Genomic DNA, 15,413 nt, shown 5'->3' with positions numbered 1-15,413 from the left:
GTCAGTGACTGACGAGTTCGGTCACTGTGACCAGTTGATAGCCCCGCGCCCGGAGTTGGCGGACTATTGGGCCTACGGCTTGGGTTGTGTAGGGGGCGTTGTCGCCGCCGTGCATGTGGAGGACGACGATGGAGCCGTTCTGTACGTGGTCCAGGACCTGTTTGATGATGGGTTGGGGGGACTTGGCGAAGCCGTCTGCGCCTGGGACGTCGAGGCCGACCGCGGTGACGCCGGCCGGGGCCAGTTCGTGGAGCGCGGTGGTGTCGTAGCAACCGCCGGGGAAGCGGAACCACCTGGTGGCGTGTGGGTCCACCCGATCCAGCTCGACGATGGCTCGGCGTACATCGGCGAGCATCTGGTCGCGTGGGACAGTGCCCAACGTGTAGCAGTGCTTGGTGAAACCGCGGTGGTCGTAGGTGTGCGTCCCCAGCTCGAACAGTGGGTCGTTGGCGAGCTGACGGGTGACGTCGGGGTACTGCTCCATCCACATCCCGGTCAGGAACATGGTCGCCGGTACGTGCAGTGCGTGCAGCTCGTCGATCAGCGCCTTGTTGTAGTACGACTTGACCTTGCCGGAGACCAACCGTCTCCGCATCAGCGCAGTCAGGTCCGCGTCGAACGTCAACGCGATCTGCTTCCTGTCCCGCGGCCCGTGATCGAGCACAGGCATGAGCTTCGCGTTGGTGGACGCACCAGGCTTGGCTTGCACCGGTGCAATGGTCGGCCGGATCGGCTTCGCCGTACGCACAGGCGCTGAAGGCGCGCGGGTCTGCGGCGTTTCGACCGGTCTGGTGTTGCTGCAAGCAACAAGCGTCAACAGCAGGGCACCGGCCGCTACGTGCTTCCCCCAGGTCACGATGTCCCAGTATGCCTACCGCCAGGGTCGCTGCTCCCAGTCGGTCCGGGTCATCGCCCACACCTGTACGTCGTGTACGCCGTGGTGCACGAACGCCTGTCGCAGCGTGCCCTCGAGCACCATCCCCAGGCGCTTCGCTGTCGCAACGCTCCGGCTGTTGTCCGCAGTACAGCGCCATTCGACCCGATTGAGACTGCGTACGCCGAACGCCCAGTCGATCATCCGCTGGGCGGCCCGCGTGACCAGTCCGCGGCCCTCGGCCTCCGGCGCTACCCACGCGCCGAGCTCGGTGATCCCCAGATCGGTGTCGAAGCCGCGGAACTGCATGCCGCCGACGAGCTCACCATCGAGCCAGATCCCGTACATCCGGCCCTCGTCGGCCGCCTGCCGGCGCGCATACCGGCCGAGATAGCTCCGGGCCTTCTCCTCGTCCGTGACCACCTCGACCCACGGCGCGTACGGCGCAAGCGCGTCGCGGGCCTTGTTCACGTGAGCCAGGAACTCAGCAGCCTGCCACGGCTCGAGCGGCCGCAACTCGGCCGACTCGGTCAGCGGTACGGCGAAGCGCATCCACTCACTCTACGGTCAGCGTCAGCCGCTGGATCCCCCAGTTGTCAGCGTCCGGGCCGGGCGGGAACCAGACGTCGACGATGTCGTCCTTGATCCAGCTGCCGATGTCGGCCGCGTAGCAGTGGCCGTAGCCGGGGACGTAGAGGCGAGTGCCCCACGGGATGATGCGGGCGTCCACCGCGCAGATCCCGGTGCCGGCGTTGTAGCCGAGCGCAGTCTGCGCGACATCGTTGTACGCCGACACCCGGTAGTTCAGCGTGGTCCCGACCGGCATCCGGTACGACGCCAGGTGGTTGGACGAGTCGAGCCGGTACGACGTACTGATCTGGCCGATCGACGACGCCGAAGTGTCCTCGGCCGACATCGCATACACCTGGTAATGCGCACCGGCGCACGGGCTTGCGTCCGTGACCTGCAGCGTCGGCTGGCCCCAGTCGCTGATCCATTGCAGCGCCTGGCCGTTCCGGAACGCGCGGTACGCCTTCGCGCCGGCTACCCGGTTGAACGTGAACGTCACCTTCCCGTCCGCCCCCAGACCACCGCTGATCCCACTCGGCGCGGGCAAGCGGCTGCTGACGTCGTACGGCGGTGCTGTGGTCCCGTTGCCGTGACCGCCAGAGACCGGCCGGTCGGGGATCGGCCCGGTGTAGAAGTGCTGACAGGCCGGTAAAGCGGCCGATGCGGTGGTCGGAGCCACCAGCAGGGAAGTGAGGCTCAGCAGGACGATGGCAAACGAGCGCATGACGGCAAGACCTCCGAGGTGGGGCGGGACCAGGGGGTTTCACTCCCAAGTAGCGGTCCCGCCACACCTTTAGTCAAGGTCTCGACGTAAATCAGTTCAGCAGCTCATTGGCCGATCGCAGCACGGGTACGCCGACCTCGGACGGGGCGAGCGCACCCGTGACCTTGAAGGTATGCGTCTCGCCGGCTGAGAGCGTGATCAAGCAGGAGTCGACCCGCGCCGCCCGGTCCAGCCGGTCCGGGAAGAGGGCCAGATCCTTGGCCAGCGCCGTGGCCGTCACGGTCACGTCGTAGCCGCCATCGGTCTTCGTGATGCTGGTCGAGTAGGCGTCGGCCACCAACTCCAGGGTGGTGTCCTCGGCGAAGTACCAGTGCGCCGTGCTGCCGTCGGCGCCTCGCACCTCGAGGTACTCGCTCGTCGGGTTCGACGTCACCGCAACAGACTGCGGAAGTTCGCTGATCCTCGCGGACCGAGCCGGCACCTCGAGAGTGAAGGTCTCACGGGCCAGCACCTCACCGTCGCGGGCGGTCGACCGTCGGGTCACCGTCACCTCGGTGGTCCAGGCGTTGTCCGTGTCGTTGTGCGCGGCAACGACCAGCTCGGTTTCCCGCGGCTGCACGGTCAGCAGGCGATCGGCGTACACCCGCTTCAGCGCGTACCACAACGGCTTGCGGATCCCGTGTCCGTCGACGGCTGCCCAGGAGACGACCGGCCAGTTGTCGTTCAGTTGCCAGACCACCGCGCCGGTGTTCAACGGGAACAGCGAGCGGAAGTGTTCGATGCCATAGGCAACAGCCCGCGCCTGGTTCAGCTGCGTGGTCCAGTGCCAGTCGTCGATGTCCTTCCAGACCGGCAGGTGCTCACCAAGTCCGCGCTCCAGCTTGAGGTTCCCCTCGAATGCCTTCTGGTGCACCAGCATCTGCGAACCGTACGGATCCAGCGGCGCGTCGTGGACGACCGACGTCAGCGTCGACCAGGCCGGCGGGCCCTGGAAGCCGAACTCCGACACGAACCGCGGCTTGTACTTGCGGTACGTCGTGTAGTCGACCTGGTTCCACACATCCCAGATGTGCATGGTCCCGTGCCGCTCGTCGTTCGGGTGGATGAACTGGTCGAACGAGTACGGGCTACCGGCGGAGTACGGCGTCCGCGGGTCGAGCTCCGCGACGATCTTCGGCAGCAGGTCGAGGTAGTACCCGGCGCCCCACGGCCGTCCGGCCAGCGGGACCCGCCAGCTCCACTCGACGTACCCCCAGATGTTCTCGTTGTTGCCGTTCCACACCGCGAGGCTGGCGTGCTTGCTCAGGCGCGTGACCGCCTGCCGTGCCTCGGCCTCGACCTCGCTCCGCAGCGGCTCCTCCTCGGAGTACGCCGCGCACGCGAACAGGAAGTCCTGCCAGACAAGGATTCCCAGCTCGTCGCAGACGTCGTAGAAGTCTTCGCTCTCGTAGATCCCGCCGCCCCACACGCGCAACAGGTTCATACCGGCATCGACGGCGTCCTGGATGCTGGTCCTGTACGTCTCGGCATTCAATCGGGTCACGAATGCGTCGTCGGGGATCCAGTTCGCGCCGCGCACGTAGATCGGCTTGCCGTTCACCGACAGCACGAACGGCGTACCGTCGTTGTCCGGGGCAACGTTCACGGTGATGTCGCGGAAGCCGACCCGCCCGGTCCAGCTGTCGTCGGCCAGCGTGACCACCACGTCGTACAACGGCTGTTCGCCGTGCCCGCGCGGCCACCAGAGGTCAACCTCGGGGACCGTGTTGGTGAGTACGACGGTGTCCCACCCGGGCTTGACACTCGCGGTCTGCGTCGTCCCGCCGACCTCGACGGTGACGGTCGCGTACTCGGAGGCGGTGTCGGTCCAGGCCAGCGAGACGAAGGTGTTCAGTACGCCGTCCGCGCCCGCGAGCGGCCGGACCGCGTCGATCCGTACGCCCGACCAGGACTCGATCCGGATCGGCTGCCAGATCCCCGCGGTCGCGACGTCCGGTCCCCAGTCCCAGCCGAAGTTCGAGGCCATCTTCCGCAGCTCGTTGTACGGGTGCAGGTTGGTGTGCGGCCAGCTGCCGACCTTCGCCCGCTCGGCCTCGGCCGCCGCCACCGGACCCTCGAACTCGACTACCAACTCGTTGTCCCCGGCAACCAGAACGCTCGTGACGTCGAACCGGTACGACCGGTGCTGGTTCGCGGTCCGGCCGATCTCCTGACCGTTCAGCGTGACGGTGGCTACCGTGTCGAGCCCCTCGGCGACCAACTCCTGCCGGTCGTTGCCGTCAGCAGCCCAGCTGAACGTCGTCCGGTAGCTCCATCGGGTCCGTCCGATCCAGTGCAGCTTCGACTCGTTGTCGCCGTCGAACGGGTCCGGGATCTCGCCGGCCGCGAGCAGGTCGGTGTGCACCTCGCCCGGCACGGTCGCGGCCACCGGGCGGTCGATCAGGCCGTCGGGCACCGGACCGTCGACGGCGCGGACGGTCCAGGCGGCGCCGCCGTCGGTGGTGAGGTCAAAGGTCTTCAGCGATGTCACAGTCGGACTCCAGGGGTGAACCGGTTTAGTAAAGCCGCGCCGGTACGTCGGCGGATCGGCGGAGGTCAGTTGTCCAGCACGTACCGACGCCACAGGTCGGCGAGGGCACGGTGTCCGGCCGGGCTCGGGTGCACGCCGTCCCCGGCGAGCATTTCGCGGCCGACGGACGCGGCCTGCTTCGTCAGTTCGACGTCGGTCGGCACCAGGATCGCGCCGTACTCGACGGCCAGCTTCCGGACCACCTCGAGCTTCGGGTCCAGGTCCTCACGCCACGCGTCCTGCCCGTCCTTCACCGGCAGCAGGAACGGTTCCATCAGGACCACCGGACAGTTCAGCGGGTCGAGCAGCGCCCGGTACGACGCCTCGAAGGACTCCGCCGTCGTCGGGTCGTTCTCGTCGTACCGCCGCCAGGTGTCGTTGATCCCGATCAGGATCGACACCAGCGACGGATCGTGGGCCAGCACATCGTCTGCCCACCGGTCGGCCAGATCGGCCGCCCGGTTGCCACTGATGCCGGCATTGACGATCTTCGGCCGGCGTTCGCCGAGATCGTCGTACAGGGTGCGGACGTAACCGCCGCCCAGCCCGTCGGGGTCGGTGCGGCGGCCGCAGTCGGTGACCGAGTCCCCGGCGAACACGACGGTCCGCCGGGGATCGAGGAAGATGCTCGTCATAGCGTTGCTGCGGTCACGTCCCAGTCGTCCGGCAGGATCGGCGCGACCTCGACCGCGCTGTTCACGTCGACGAACGCGCCGGTGTCGATCGAATCGGTGATGGAGGCCATCACGTCGACGATGTGGAACGCCAGCGCCCCGGTCGCCCGGTGCGGCCGGCCGGCCCGGATCGCCCGTGCCATCTCCAGCACACCGGTGCCGCGCTGAGCCACCGCCTTGGTCTCGGCGACGGTCTCCCAGTCGTCGGCGCCGCGGCGACGGATCTTGATCTCACCGTCGAACCCGTTCGGGTCCGGTACGGCGAGGGTCGCGTCCGAGCCGGTGATCTCGACGAACCCGGCCCGCGACAGCGGCGAGTCGAAGCTGAAGATGCTTTGCGACGACTGACCCGACTCGAACTTCGCGATCGCGCTGACGTGCGTCGGCACGGTCACGTCGAAGTCGGTCCCCGCCAGTGGACCGGAGCCGATCGTGCGCTTCTCCTTCGACTTCGACCCGATCCCCGCGACCGCGGCGACCGGACCGAACAGCTGCACCAGCGTGGTCAGGTAGTACGGGCCGATGTCCCACAGCGGGCCGGCACCTTCCTGGAACAGGAACGCCGGGTTCGGGTGCCAGGACTCCGGGCCGGGTGACTGCATCAGGGTGAGCGCGGTCAGCGGCGTACCGATGTCGCCGCGCTCGATGATGCGACGGGACTCCTGCAGTCCGGGGCCCAGGATGGTGTCGGGTGCGCAGCCCAGCCGCACGCCCGCGTCCTGTGCCGTGGCCAGCAGCTTGAGCCCGCTGTCCTGGTCCAGCGAGAACGGCTTCTCGCTCCAGACATGCTTGCCTGCAGCAACCGCTGCTAGGGCCACCTCGACGTGTGCGATCGGGATGGTCAGGTTGACCACGATCTCGACGTCGGAGTGGTTCAGCACGACCTCGGGGCCGCCGTGGGCCTCGATCCCGTACTCCTCGGCCTTCGCTGCGGCAGCCTCCGGCCGGAGGTCGCCGATCGCGACGACCTTCAGGTCCGGGAAGCTCTGCATGCTCTTGATGTAGGCGTCGGAGATGACTCCGGCGCCGATCACACCTACGCCGACAGGGCTCATGCAGGTGCCCCTTCTCCGGTCAGGAACGTGTAGCTGCCCTGGACCGCGTCCATGATCTCGCCGGTGAAGTCGTCCAGCTCGACCACGCGGAGCGCGTTCGGTGCGGCGGCCAGGATGTCCCGGACCGCGATGACGCCGTCGCCGACCGCGACCTGGGCCTTGTTGTTCAGCGTGCCGTCGCCGTCCTTGACGTGGATCGCCTTGACCCGGTCGCCGAACTTGCCGAGCAGCGCCGGTACGTCGGCGCCGCCGACGGCCGCCCAGTACGTGTCGACCTCGAGGATCACGTCGTCGGACAGGTTGTCGACCAGGATCTCCAGCCCGTGCACGCCGCCGATCTTCGACTCGAGCTCGAACTGGTGGTTGTGGTAGCCGACCGTGATGCCGTGGTCGGCGGCCTCGATCGCGGCCTTGTTCAGCCCGTCCGCGATGACCTTGATGTCGTCCGCGGTCTGCCAGCGGGCGGGATCGGTGTGGGGGTCGATCACCGTGCTGATGCCCAGGCGCTTGGCGGCGGCGTAGATCGGGCCGGCCTCGTCCCGCAGCAGGCCGGCGTGCGTGGTGGGGGCCGAGAGTCCGTGCTTGGGCAGCGCGTCGGCCAGACGGTCCGCGTAGGCGGTCACACCGAAGGGCTCGACCTTCGTGTAGCCGATCTCCGCGATACGCGCCAGGGTGCCGTCGAAGTCCTCGTCGAGCTTGCCCCGGACCGTGTACAACTGGAGGGACAGGTGGTCCACTGCGACCATTGGTTTCTCCTTGTCGGCGGCGCGTCACCCGCTGCCCTGGGGTTTGCGCCGACTGATAAGCCGAACCGGTTAAGTAACGACGGCAACGGTATCCCACCGAGCCCCGGCGGCACCACCCTCCGCCCAACGACTGGGCGGTCACCTGGCAGGTCTCTCAGATTCCCGAGATTGATCAAACGGTCACTTTGTGTGCTCAAGTGATGACACGGTGTTCAAGTCGGGAGCACACTGGAGGATTCCGGACCGACCGTCAGCGGTCCGGCCGCCCGTGAGGAGTGAACCGTTGTGTCCCGTGTGACCATCAAGGAGATCGCCCGTCGCTGTGGGGTCTCCCAAGGCGCCGTCTCGTACGCGCTGAACAACCGGCCCGGGGTGTCGGAGGCCACCCGTGCGCGGGTGCTGCAGGTCGCCGCGGAGCTGGAGTGGGCGCCCAACCGGGCCGCCCGCCAGTTGTCCGCCGCGCGCAGCGAAACGTTCGGGCTGGTGCTCGCGAGGTCGGCGCAGACCCTGATCGAGGAGCCGTACTTCATGGGCTTCGTCGGCGGCGTCGAGTCGGTTCTCGCGGAGAAGTCGTACGCGCTGGCCCTGCAGGTCGTGGCCGATCTCGACGAGGAGTTGGCGACGTACCGGAAATGGGCCGCCGAGCGCCGGGTCGACGGTGTGATGGTCGTCGATCTCCGCGTCGCCGATCCCCGTCTTCCGGTACTGCGCAAGCTCGGTCTGCCGGCCGTTCTGGTCGGGGATCCGGCGCTCGCGGACGGGATGCCGTGCGTCTGGACCGACGGGACGGCGGCGATGAACGCGGCCCTGGATCACGTCGCGTCGCTCGGGCATCGGGTGATCGCGCGCATCGCCGGGCCGCCGGAGTACGGCGATGTCTGGATCCGCGACCAGGCGTTCGAGTTGGCCGCCCGCCGGTTGTCGCTCGAGACCCGCATCCATCACACCGACTACTCGGCCGCTCAGGGCGCTGCCGCCACGCGGGATATCGTCACCGGCTCGCCCCGCCCGACCGCGATCATCTACGACAACGACCTGATGGCGGTGGCCGGCCTGGCCGTCATCCAAGGCCTCGGTCTCAGCGTCCCCGACGACCTCACGCTGGTGGCGTGGGACGATTCGGCGCTGTGCCGGATCACCCATCCCACGCTCACGGCGCTCAGTCACAACATCGTTGGCTACGGCGCGGAAGTGACCCGGCGTCTGCTGGCCCTGATCTCCGGCGCCCAGCCCCAGGCTCACCTGTACTCGACGCCGTTGCTGATCATCCGGGACAGTTCGGCGCCTCCGGGTTAGGACGCTGTCACCGTGACCGGTACGCCGTTCACCGCGGCGGTACCGGCTACGGCGTCGGTGTAGCCGGCGTCGGTCACGTCGTTGACGCTCTGGCCCGGCACCTGGTTCGCGATCGTGAGGCGGGCGCCGGGCCGGTTGTGGCCGAAGCCGTGCGGGAGGCTGACCACTCCGGGCATGATGTCGTTGCTGGAGGCAACTTCCACGGAGATCGAGCCGGCCGCGGAGGTGACCGTGACGAACTGGCCGTCGGTGAGTGCGCGCTCGGCCAGGTCGCCGGGATTCATCAGCAGCTGGTGCCGGGGCTTGCCTTTCACCAGCCGCGCCGAGTTGTGCATCCAGGAGTTGTTGTTGCGGAGGTGGCGCCGACCGATCAGGAGGAGCTGACCGTCCAGTTCGTTGAGTGAATCCAGTCGCGGCAGGTCGTCGAGGATCATCCGCTGCGCCAGATCGATCCGCTTCGACTTGTGATGCAGCGCGGCCGGCAAGGCGGGCTGCAGCGGTCCGAGATCGATCCCGCCCGGTGACTTCCGGAGCTTCGCTACCGACAATCGGTACGGCCCGATCCGCAATCCGACGTCGACGATCCGGCGTGGTGAGACCCGCAGGCGAGCAGTCACCTCGACGCGTCGCCGGCTCCACGCAGTACGTCGTACCAACGCCAATCCGAGATCCCGGAAGATCTCCCAGTCGTGCCGGGCGTCCGCGGGCTTGGGGAGTACTGCGTCGTTCCAGCGCGCGGTGTTGCGTACGGCGAGTTGGTGGAAGATCAGGTCGTAGTGGTCGCGCTCGAGCGGCGGCGCCGGCGGCAGGATCACGTCCGCGTGCCGCGTCGTCTCGTTGATGTACGGATCGATCGCGACCATGAAGTCCAGTGATCCGAGCGCCTCGTCCAGCTTGCGGCCGTTCGGCGTCGACAGCACGGGGTTGCCGGCCACCGTCACCATGGCCCGGATCTGGCCGTCGCCCGGCGTCAGGATCTCCTCGGCCATCGTCGACACCGGCAGCTCGCCGCCGAACTCCGGCAGCCCACGCACCCGGCTCTTCCAGACCCCGACATGCCCGCGACCCAGCCCGAGCAACGCGTTCACCGCCGGCCGCGGGAACATCGTGCCGCCCGGGCGATCGAGGTTCCCGGTGATGATGTTCAGCACCTGGATCGCCCACTGGCAGATCGCGCCGAACTGCTGCGTCGACACCCCGACCCGCCCGTAACAAGCGGCCCGGTCAGCCTGGGCGAACTCACGAGCGATCCGCCGGATCACATCGGCCGGGATGCCCGTGATCCCCGCGGCCCGCTCCGGCGTCCACGCTTCGACCACGGTCTCGATCGTCGCCAGTCCGTCGACGTACTCCGCAGGCCGCGCAGCACCCAGCGAGATCACTTCATGGATCAACGCGAGCAGGAACGCGGCGTCAGTCCCCGGCCGGACGAAGTGATGCTCGTCGGCGACGGCCGCTGTCTCGGTGCGCCGCGGATCGATGACGACGACCGTGCCGCCGCGCTTCCGCACGTCCTTCAGCCGACGCCCGAATCCGGGCGCCGTCATCATGCTGCCGTTCGACGCCAGCGGATTCGCGCCGAGCATCAGCAGGTACGACGTCCGGTCGATGTCCGGCACCGCAACCATCAGCTGATGCCCGTACAGCAGGTACGACGAGAGCATGTGCGGCAGCTGATCGATCGACGTCGCGCTGAACTTGTTCCGGGTCCGCAGCTGCCTGACCATCGTCGGCATGTGCGTGAGCGCACCGAGACTGTGCACGTTCGGGTTGCCGAGGTACACGCCGATCGAGTTCCGGCCGTGCTCCCTCTGGATCCCGGTGAGCTTGTCGACGACGAGCTCGTACGCCGCGTCCCACCCGATCTCCTGCCAGCCGTCGGACGTCCGTCGTACCGGTGTGGTCAGTCGGTCGGGGTCCTCCTGGAGATCGCGAAGGGCGACCGCCTTCGGGCAGATGTGACCGTGGGACAGCGGGTCCGACTCATCGCCCCGGATGTCGGTCACGTGGCCGTTCTCGACGGTCACCAGCACACCGCAGATCGCTTCACACAGGTTGCAGGACGTCCGCCGTACGGTCATCCACACAAACTACCCTCGGGTAAGGAGAGCCGCCATCAGTCGAAGACGGCCTCGTCGAGTCGCCCGAGAATCGCGTCGACGGTCTCACCGACCGACAGGTCGGAGTTGTCCAGCCACAACCCGCGCCGCGGACTGAACGCGTGCAGCTCGTAATCGAGTTCGTCGACCAGGTGACGCGCGCCGCCGAGCCGGCCGGAGATGACCTCGGGCCGAGGTGTCAGTACGACCAGGTACCGCGGGCGGGTCCGGATGCCGTCGAGGAATTCGCGCAGCAGTTCACCGATCACGACGTCCTGCAGTACGACGGTGAAACCCGCCTTCGCGTACTCGTCGGCGGCCAGGCAGGCAAGCCGGTAGCGGAGCTGGAGCTGACGCTGCGCCTCGAGCACGTCGTCGGCCATCGAGGCCTGTCCGCTGACGATCATCCGCCGGAAAACGTCCCCCCGCAGATGCACGCCGTACTGGAATCTTTCGGCCAGCATCTGGGACACCGACGACTTCCCCGCCGCCATGATTCCACTGACGACGATCACCCCCTCGGATTCCATGCGGTGATCGTGCCACGTGGCGCAAGGTTTTGAACCGGTCGCGGCAATTCTTCTCCGAAAACCCCCAGTTTCTCAGGGGTTCCGGGCCATCAGCGACTCCAGATGCCGGCGCATCAGCTGCCGCAGCCGCGTCGGCGTCGTACGGTCCGGCTGAATCGCCGCATGCAAGGCGAGGCCGTCGAGCAGGGCATGCAACACCTCAACCTCGCGACGCAGATCGAGACCCTCCTTGAGGACGCCGGCGTCCGCGAGCGAACGAAGCAGCGACTCGCACAGTTGGCGCAGTCCGTTGTGCACGGTGTCGACATGTTCTTGCAGAGTGCCGGCGCCGGATTCGGCCCGAGCCTGGGCCATGAACGCGAGCCAGACGTCGAACTCCGCGCGGCGTTCGGCGTCGAGCGGCAACACCTCGTCGAAATACCGCAACACGACGGTCTCGATGCTGCCTTTGGGCTCGATCGCGCTGACCCGTTCGGTCACCCGCCGCGAGACCAGGTCCATCGCGAAGCTCAGCAGTCCGTCCTGATCCGGAAAGTAGTAGCGCACCGCCCCAGCCGACCAGCCCGCCTCGGCGGCGATCGTCCGGACGGAGGCGGCCCGGATCCCGTCCCGGCGGACCACCCGCCACAGCGCCTCGGCGATCTCCTCGCGGCGGGCGGTGTGGTCGACGATCTTCGGCATGCGGTCCTTTTTAGCACAGTTGTGTTAGTATCGTTTTACAACACAGTCGTGCTGAAAAACTCGGAGGGGAACGGCGTGCTGGTTGCTGTGATCGCCGCGTGTGAGATCGGGTTCTGGGTGCTGCTCGCCGCAGGCCTGGTCACGCGGTACCTGCTGAAGTTGCCGAAGGCCGGAATGGTTTTGCTGGCCGCCGTACCGCTTGTCGATGTCGTGATGCTGGTGGCTAGCGTGATCGACATCCATCGCGGAGCCGAGCCGGCGTTCAAGCACTCACTGGCCGCGATCTTCATCGGGGTCAGCGTCGGCTTCGGGCACCAGACGCTGAAGTGGGCGGACCAGTGGGCGGCGCACTTCCTCGGCGGTGCGCCACGTCCGGTGAAGCCGCCGAAGCGAGGTCCTGAGCGTGCACGCCGCGAACGGGCCGGGTGGTTCCGGCACCTGGTCTCGTACGTCGTGGGCGTCGGGGTCATGATCGGGCTCGGGCTGCTGTCCGGTCGTGGGTACGACGCGGTGCTGGCGCCGGCCGGGGCGTGGACGCTCGTGCTCGTCATCGACGCGATTGTGTCGTTCAGCTACTCGTTCGACCGGGACCGCGAGAAGCAGTCGGTTTGACGTCCCCGGTCCGAGGGGTTGGTCGTCGTACATTTCGTGCATGACGACGGTGGGACGGATCTGGGCTGCGGTGACGGTGGCGGTGGTGGTGTGCGGGATCGTCATCCAGCTCTTCGTGACGGCGAGTGGGAACGACGGATTCTTCCCCGACAACCCGGAGCGCGTGTTCAACGTGTTCGCGTACTTCACAATCCAGTCGAACCTGCTGCTCGGCGGTACGGCGCTGGTGCTCGCCCTGCAGCCGGGCCGTAGGGGCGGCGTGCTGTTCAACACGCTCCGGCTGAACGGTGTGCTGTGTATCGCCGTGACCGGAATCGTCGCCCACGCGGTGCTGGCGGGTCTGGTCGATCTGCACGGTTGGGCTGCCGTGGCGGATTTCCTGCTGCACACCGCCGCGCCGATCGTGGGTGTTCTGGGATGGCTGCTGTTCGGTCCGCGTGGTCTGGTCGACTGGCGGGTCGTCGGCTGGTCGATCGTGTTCCCGCTGCTCTGGCTGGTGTTCACGCTGGTCCGCGGCGCGTTCGTCGGGTTCTACCCGTACCCGTTCGTGAACGTCGACGAGCACGGGTACGGACGGGTCTTGCTGAACTGTCTGCTGGTGGCGGTACTGTTCCTGGCTCTGGCGGCCGGGGCGACCACTCTCGATCGCCGGTTGCGTCGGAAGACAACCGTCGAAAGGTAGACCCGTGCTGGTGACCTCGCGCTCGTATGCCGAGTACGAAGCGATGTTCGACCTGAAGGAACTCCCGGACTCCATCCTCGACTGCTGCGCCGGGGGCGCCGGCTTCACCGCCGAGGCCGCCGAACGCGGCGTCGACGCGATTGCCGCCGATCCGGCGTACGAGCTGGAGACGTCCGAACTCGTGGACAGCGTCCGGCGGAGCCTGCCGGCCACGTCGGGAATCGTCGACGCGCATCAGGGCAGTTTCGTCTGGCACTGGTACGGATCCCCGGAGCGGAAGGACCAGTACCGGATCGAGGCGGCCGACCGGTTCCTGCAGGACGTGATGGCGGCGCCGGAGCGGTACGTCGCCGCAGGCCTGCCGGACCTGCCTTTCGGCGATCGCCGTTTCGAGCTGGTGCTGTGCTCGCACCTGCTCTTCACCTGGTCGGACAAGTACGACCGGGACTGGCACGAGGCCGCGTTGCGCGAGCTGATCCGGGTCAGCAACTCCGAGGTTCGGATCTTCCCGCTGGTGCAACAGGGTGCAGGCGACCCGGTCCCCTGGCTCCCGGAGCTGCTCGCCTCACTCGAGGGCGTGACCACCGAGATCCGCAAGGTCCCCTACGAGTTCCAGCTCGGTGCCAACGAAATGCTGGTCATCACCCGCAGCTGAGTCTCTGGTGCTTCCCGCTCATCGCGATCACGGATGAGTTTGCGCCTACCCGCCACGATGAGCGGGAAGCGGTCCAGGGGTGCCGGGCACGTGGCGGGGAGGACGGTCTGGCCACCGACGCGCCCGGTCGCCGGCTCAGCGCAGGTACTTGCCGCAGACGGGCCACGGGGAGGCGCCGCGCTGCGCGTAGAGCTTCTTCGCGCGCATCAGCTGCTCGGCCGCCGAGGCCTTCGCCGGGTTGCCGGAGCCACCGACGCTGCGCCAGGTCTGCAGGTCGAACTGGAACAACCCGTAGTAGCCGGCACCATTCACGGCGCGCGGGTTGCCGCTGGACTCGCAGTTGGCGACCTTGGCCCAGGCGCCGCTCAGGTTCGCCTTGCCGCTGCTCGCCTTCGGGCGGTCCTCGGACCGGCTCGAGCGGGTGTCGCGATCGGCCTTCTTGGTCGCGGACTTCCGGGTCTCGGACTTCCAGGTCTCGGACTTCTTGACCACCCTCGGCGCGGAACTGGCCGTCTTCGCGCCGTCCAGGGTCAGGGTCTGCCCGATCAGGATGAGGTTCGGGTCCTTCAGGTTGTTGATCCGGGCCAGCTCGTGCCAGTCGGCACCGTTGGCCTGGGCGATCTCGGAGAGGGTGTCACCGGCTTTGACCTGGTAATCGGTTGCGAACGCCGCGCCGGCTCCGGCGGCTGTGATACCGGCTCCCAGACCGGCGATGGAGAGGGTTCGAGCCACCCGGCGAGTACTTCGCCGGGCGCGCGCATGTCGGGCCTTGGACATCAGGAAGCGCTCCTTGTGAGCTCGGGCATGGTGAGGCACACCAGGCCCTCGTGCAGGGGGAGGGGCAATCCGGACACATCCCACAGCAGGTCACAGGACAGCGTCCGAATGATCACGCCACGGTAACGACGCGACCTGAGTCATCCTCGGTGAGGTTCGCGCGAAACGCAAGTGCAGATCCGGATCTGCCCCGAACTTTTTCCATGCTCTGACGTACCGAAACCCCAACAACAGAACGGTTTCCGGGCCGACACGCCCAGCGCGGAGGGCGGTGAACCGATCGGTTTATCAACGTTTGAAATAGCGTTCCGGGACCAGTTTCACGGTCAGTTCGCGGATCGTGTCCCGGACGTCGTCCGGCCACGACTCCCAGACCTCGCGAGCCCACTTGAGCAGGGCCGACTCAACCTCGTCGACCCCGCCGGACATCAGGACGTCGTACGCCGTGAGCTCGCCGACCCGATCCGGCGGAACGAGCCGCGGCCAGTCGTCGTACGCGTTCGCCATGATGCCGTGAGCCGTGCGTACGTCGAGGTTGCCCGAGCCGCGCTCGAAGAACATGTAGAGCCCGTTCAGCGCGAACACCGGGCCGATGCGCGGGGCGTCCGGGTTGACGTGCTGTCCGCCGTACGCGTCGATCCGCAGCTGGTGCAAGTATCCGAGGCGGGCCGCGTGCTCGACCTCGAAGCCGAGCAGCTCACCGGCGACCTCCGCACACTCCGGCGAGGCGTTGTACTTCGGGGTCCCGGGCCACTCCGACGATGGAAGTACGGCGCGGCAGCCGGGACAAACCGTTGATTCCTGCGTGTCATCGGGCGAGTTCACTCGTTGATCGAAGCACGGGTACCGCCGTCCCGGCAGCTGCCGCC

The 15,413-nt window shown here is 67.6% G+C and carries 16 protein-coding genes; 4 read left to right on the top strand and 12 right to left on the bottom strand.

Going from position 1 to position 15,413, the window contains the following annotated elements; all coding sequences use genetic code 11:
- Position 1: 1 nt before the first annotated feature.
- The 7 genes from EV653_RS35735 to EV653_RS35705 form a co-directional block, all read right to left on the bottom strand.
- Positions 2 to 856 carry a polysaccharide deacetylase family protein gene (locus EV653_RS35735; protein WP_238160677.1) on the bottom strand — a complete coding sequence of 285 codons (855 nt, stop codon included), beginning with the start codon at positions 854 to 856 and terminating at the stop codon, positions 2 to 4.
- Positions 857 to 871: 15 nt separating this feature from the next.
- Positions 872 to 1,426, bottom strand: a complete 555-nt coding sequence (locus tag EV653_RS35730) for a GNAT family N-acetyltransferase (RefSeq protein WP_134110013.1) — start codon at positions 1,424 to 1,426, stop codon at positions 872 to 874.
- A gap of 4 nt (positions 1,427 to 1,430) precedes the next feature.
- Positions 1,431 to 2,168 carry a 3D domain-containing protein gene (locus tag EV653_RS35725; protein WP_134110010.1) on the bottom strand — a complete coding sequence of 246 codons (738 nt, stop codon included), beginning with the start codon at positions 2,166 to 2,168 and terminating at the stop codon, positions 1,431 to 1,433.
- Positions 2,169 to 2,259: 91 nt separating this feature from the next.
- The gene (locus EV653_RS35720; protein WP_134110007.1) at positions 2,260 to 4,698 is read right to left on the bottom strand and encodes a glycoside hydrolase family 2 protein; all 2,439 of its coding nucleotides are present in this window, start codon (positions 4,696 to 4,698) and stop codon (positions 2,260 to 2,262) included.
- A 65-nt stretch (positions 4,699 to 4,763) separates the two neighbouring features.
- The gene (locus EV653_RS35715; RefSeq protein WP_134110004.1) at positions 4,764 to 5,372 is read right to left on the bottom strand and encodes an SGNH/GDSL hydrolase family protein; all 609 of its coding nucleotides are present in this window, start codon (positions 5,370 to 5,372) and stop codon (positions 4,764 to 4,766) included.
- On the bottom strand, positions 5,369 to 6,466 hold the full coding sequence (locus EV653_RS35710) for a Gfo/Idh/MocA family protein (RefSeq protein ID WP_134110001.1): 1,098 nt from the start codon (positions 6,464 to 6,466) through the stop codon (positions 5,369 to 5,371). The genes EV653_RS35715 and EV653_RS35710 overlap by 4 nt, the downstream gene beginning before the upstream one ends.
- Positions 6,463 to 7,212, bottom strand: coding sequence for a sugar phosphate isomerase/epimerase family protein (locus EV653_RS35705; protein ID WP_134109998.1), 750 nt, complete (start codon positions 7,210 to 7,212; stop codon positions 6,463 to 6,465). The genes EV653_RS35710 and EV653_RS35705 overlap by 4 nt, the downstream gene beginning before the upstream one ends.
- Positions 7,213 to 7,497: 285 nt before the next feature.
- Between EV653_RS35705 and EV653_RS35700 the strand changes: the two genes are divergently transcribed.
- On the top strand, positions 7,498 to 8,508 hold the full coding sequence (locus EV653_RS35700; protein ID WP_134109995.1) for a LacI family DNA-binding transcriptional regulator: 1,011 nt from the start codon (positions 7,498 to 7,500) through the stop codon (positions 8,506 to 8,508).
- On the opposite strand, the gene EV653_RS35695 is transcribed toward EV653_RS35700, so the two are convergent.
- From EV653_RS35695 to EV653_RS35685, 3 genes are all read right to left on the bottom strand, one after another.
- Positions 8,505 to 10,589 carry a molybdopterin-dependent oxidoreductase gene (locus tag EV653_RS35695; RefSeq protein ID WP_134109992.1) on the bottom strand — a complete coding sequence of 695 codons (2,085 nt, stop codon included), beginning with the start codon at positions 10,587 to 10,589 and terminating at the stop codon, positions 8,505 to 8,507. The genes EV653_RS35700 and EV653_RS35695 overlap by 4 nt on opposite strands.
- Before the next feature lie 35 nt (positions 10,590 to 10,624).
- Positions 10,625 to 11,137, bottom strand: a complete 513-nt coding sequence (locus EV653_RS35690; protein WP_130442227.1) for an AAA family ATPase — start codon at positions 11,135 to 11,137, stop codon at positions 10,625 to 10,627.
- A 72-nt stretch (positions 11,138 to 11,209) separates the two neighbouring features.
- The gene (locus EV653_RS35685) at positions 11,210 to 11,818 is read right to left on the bottom strand and encodes a TetR/AcrR family transcriptional regulator (RefSeq protein WP_134109990.1); all 609 of its coding nucleotides are present in this window, start codon (positions 11,816 to 11,818) and stop codon (positions 11,210 to 11,212) included.
- Positions 11,819 to 11,866: 48 nt separating this feature from the next.
- On the opposite strand from EV653_RS35685, the gene EV653_RS35680 reads away from it, so the two are divergent.
- The 3 genes from EV653_RS35680 to EV653_RS35670 are packed head-to-tail and all read left to right on the top strand — an operon-like array spanning position 11,867 to position 13,767.
- Positions 11,867 to 12,430, top strand: a complete 564-nt coding sequence (locus tag EV653_RS35680) for a 2TM domain-containing protein (RefSeq protein ID WP_238160676.1) — start codon at positions 11,867 to 11,869, stop codon at positions 12,428 to 12,430.
- Positions 12,431 to 12,470: 40 nt separating this feature from the next.
- Positions 12,471 to 13,112 (top strand): Pr6Pr family membrane protein, encoded by a 642-nt coding sequence (locus tag EV653_RS35675; protein ID WP_134109986.1) that lies wholly within the window; start codon positions 12,471 to 12,473, stop codon positions 13,110 to 13,112.
- 4 nt (positions 13,113 to 13,116) lie between these two features.
- Positions 13,117 to 13,767 carry a class I SAM-dependent methyltransferase gene (locus tag EV653_RS35670; RefSeq protein WP_134109983.1) on the top strand — a complete coding sequence of 217 codons (651 nt, stop codon included), beginning with the start codon at positions 13,117 to 13,119 and terminating at the stop codon, positions 13,765 to 13,767.
- A 135-nt stretch (positions 13,768 to 13,902) separates the two neighbouring features.
- Here the strand turns inward: EV653_RS35670 and EV653_RS35665 are convergent, their stop codons facing one another.
- Both EV653_RS35665 and EV653_RS42390 read right to left on the bottom strand, forming a co-directional pair.
- Positions 13,903 to 14,544 (bottom strand): transglycosylase family protein, encoded by a 642-nt coding sequence (locus EV653_RS35665; protein ID WP_134109980.1) that lies wholly within the window; start codon positions 14,542 to 14,544, stop codon positions 13,903 to 13,905.
- Between the two features lie 288 nt (positions 14,545 to 14,832).
- Entirely contained in the window at positions 14,833 to 15,369 is a 537-nt protein-coding gene (locus EV653_RS42390; protein WP_238160675.1) for a DUF5946 family protein, read from the bottom strand.
- Between the last annotated feature and the right edge of the window lie 44 nt (positions 15,370 to 15,413).

This window comes from Kribbella pratensis, assembly GCF_004365355.1.
Lineage (GTDB): Bacteria > Actinomycetota > Actinomycetes > Propionibacteriales > Kribbellaceae > Kribbella.
The sequence above is the reverse complement of the archived record's forward strand: the minus strand, read 5'-3'. Positions and strand labels throughout refer to the sequence as shown.

Coding starts and splice junctions, on each gene's coding strand:
- EV653_RS35730 (WP_134110013.1), bottom strand. CDS start 1,426: ATGCGCTTCGCCGTACCGCTGACCGAGTCGGCCGAGTTGCGGCCGCTC.
- EV653_RS35725 (WP_134110010.1), bottom strand. CDS start 2,168: ATGCGCTCGTTTGCCATCGTCCTGCTGAGCCTCACTTCCCTGCTGGTG.
- EV653_RS35715 (WP_134110004.1), bottom strand. CDS start 5,372: ATGACGAGCATCTTCCTCGATCCCCGGCGGACCGTCGTGTTCGCCGGG.
- EV653_RS35710 (WP_134110001.1), bottom strand. CDS start 6,466: ATGAGCCCTGTCGGCGTAGGTGTGATCGGCGCCGGAGTCATCTCCGAC.
- EV653_RS35705 (WP_134109998.1), bottom strand. CDS start 7,212: ATGGTCGCAGTGGACCACCTGTCCCTCCAGTTGTACACGGTCCGGGGC.
- EV653_RS35695 (WP_134109992.1), bottom strand. CDS start 10,589: ATGACCGTACGGCGGACGTCCTGCAACCTGTGTGAAGCGATCTGCGGT.
- EV653_RS35690 (WP_130442227.1), bottom strand. CDS start 11,137: ATGGAATCCGAGGGGGTGATCGTCGTCAGTGGAATCATGGCGGCGGGG.
- EV653_RS35685 (WP_134109990.1), bottom strand. CDS start 11,818: ATGCCGAAGATCGTCGACCACACCGCCCGCCGCGAGGAGATCGCCGAG.
- EV653_RS35675 (WP_134109986.1), top strand. CDS start 12,471: ATGACGACGGTGGGACGGATCTGGGCTGCGGTGACGGTGGCGGTGGTG.
- EV653_RS35665 (WP_134109980.1), bottom strand. CDS start 14,544: ATGTCCAAGGCCCGACATGCGCGCGCCCGGCGAAGTACTCGCCGGGTG.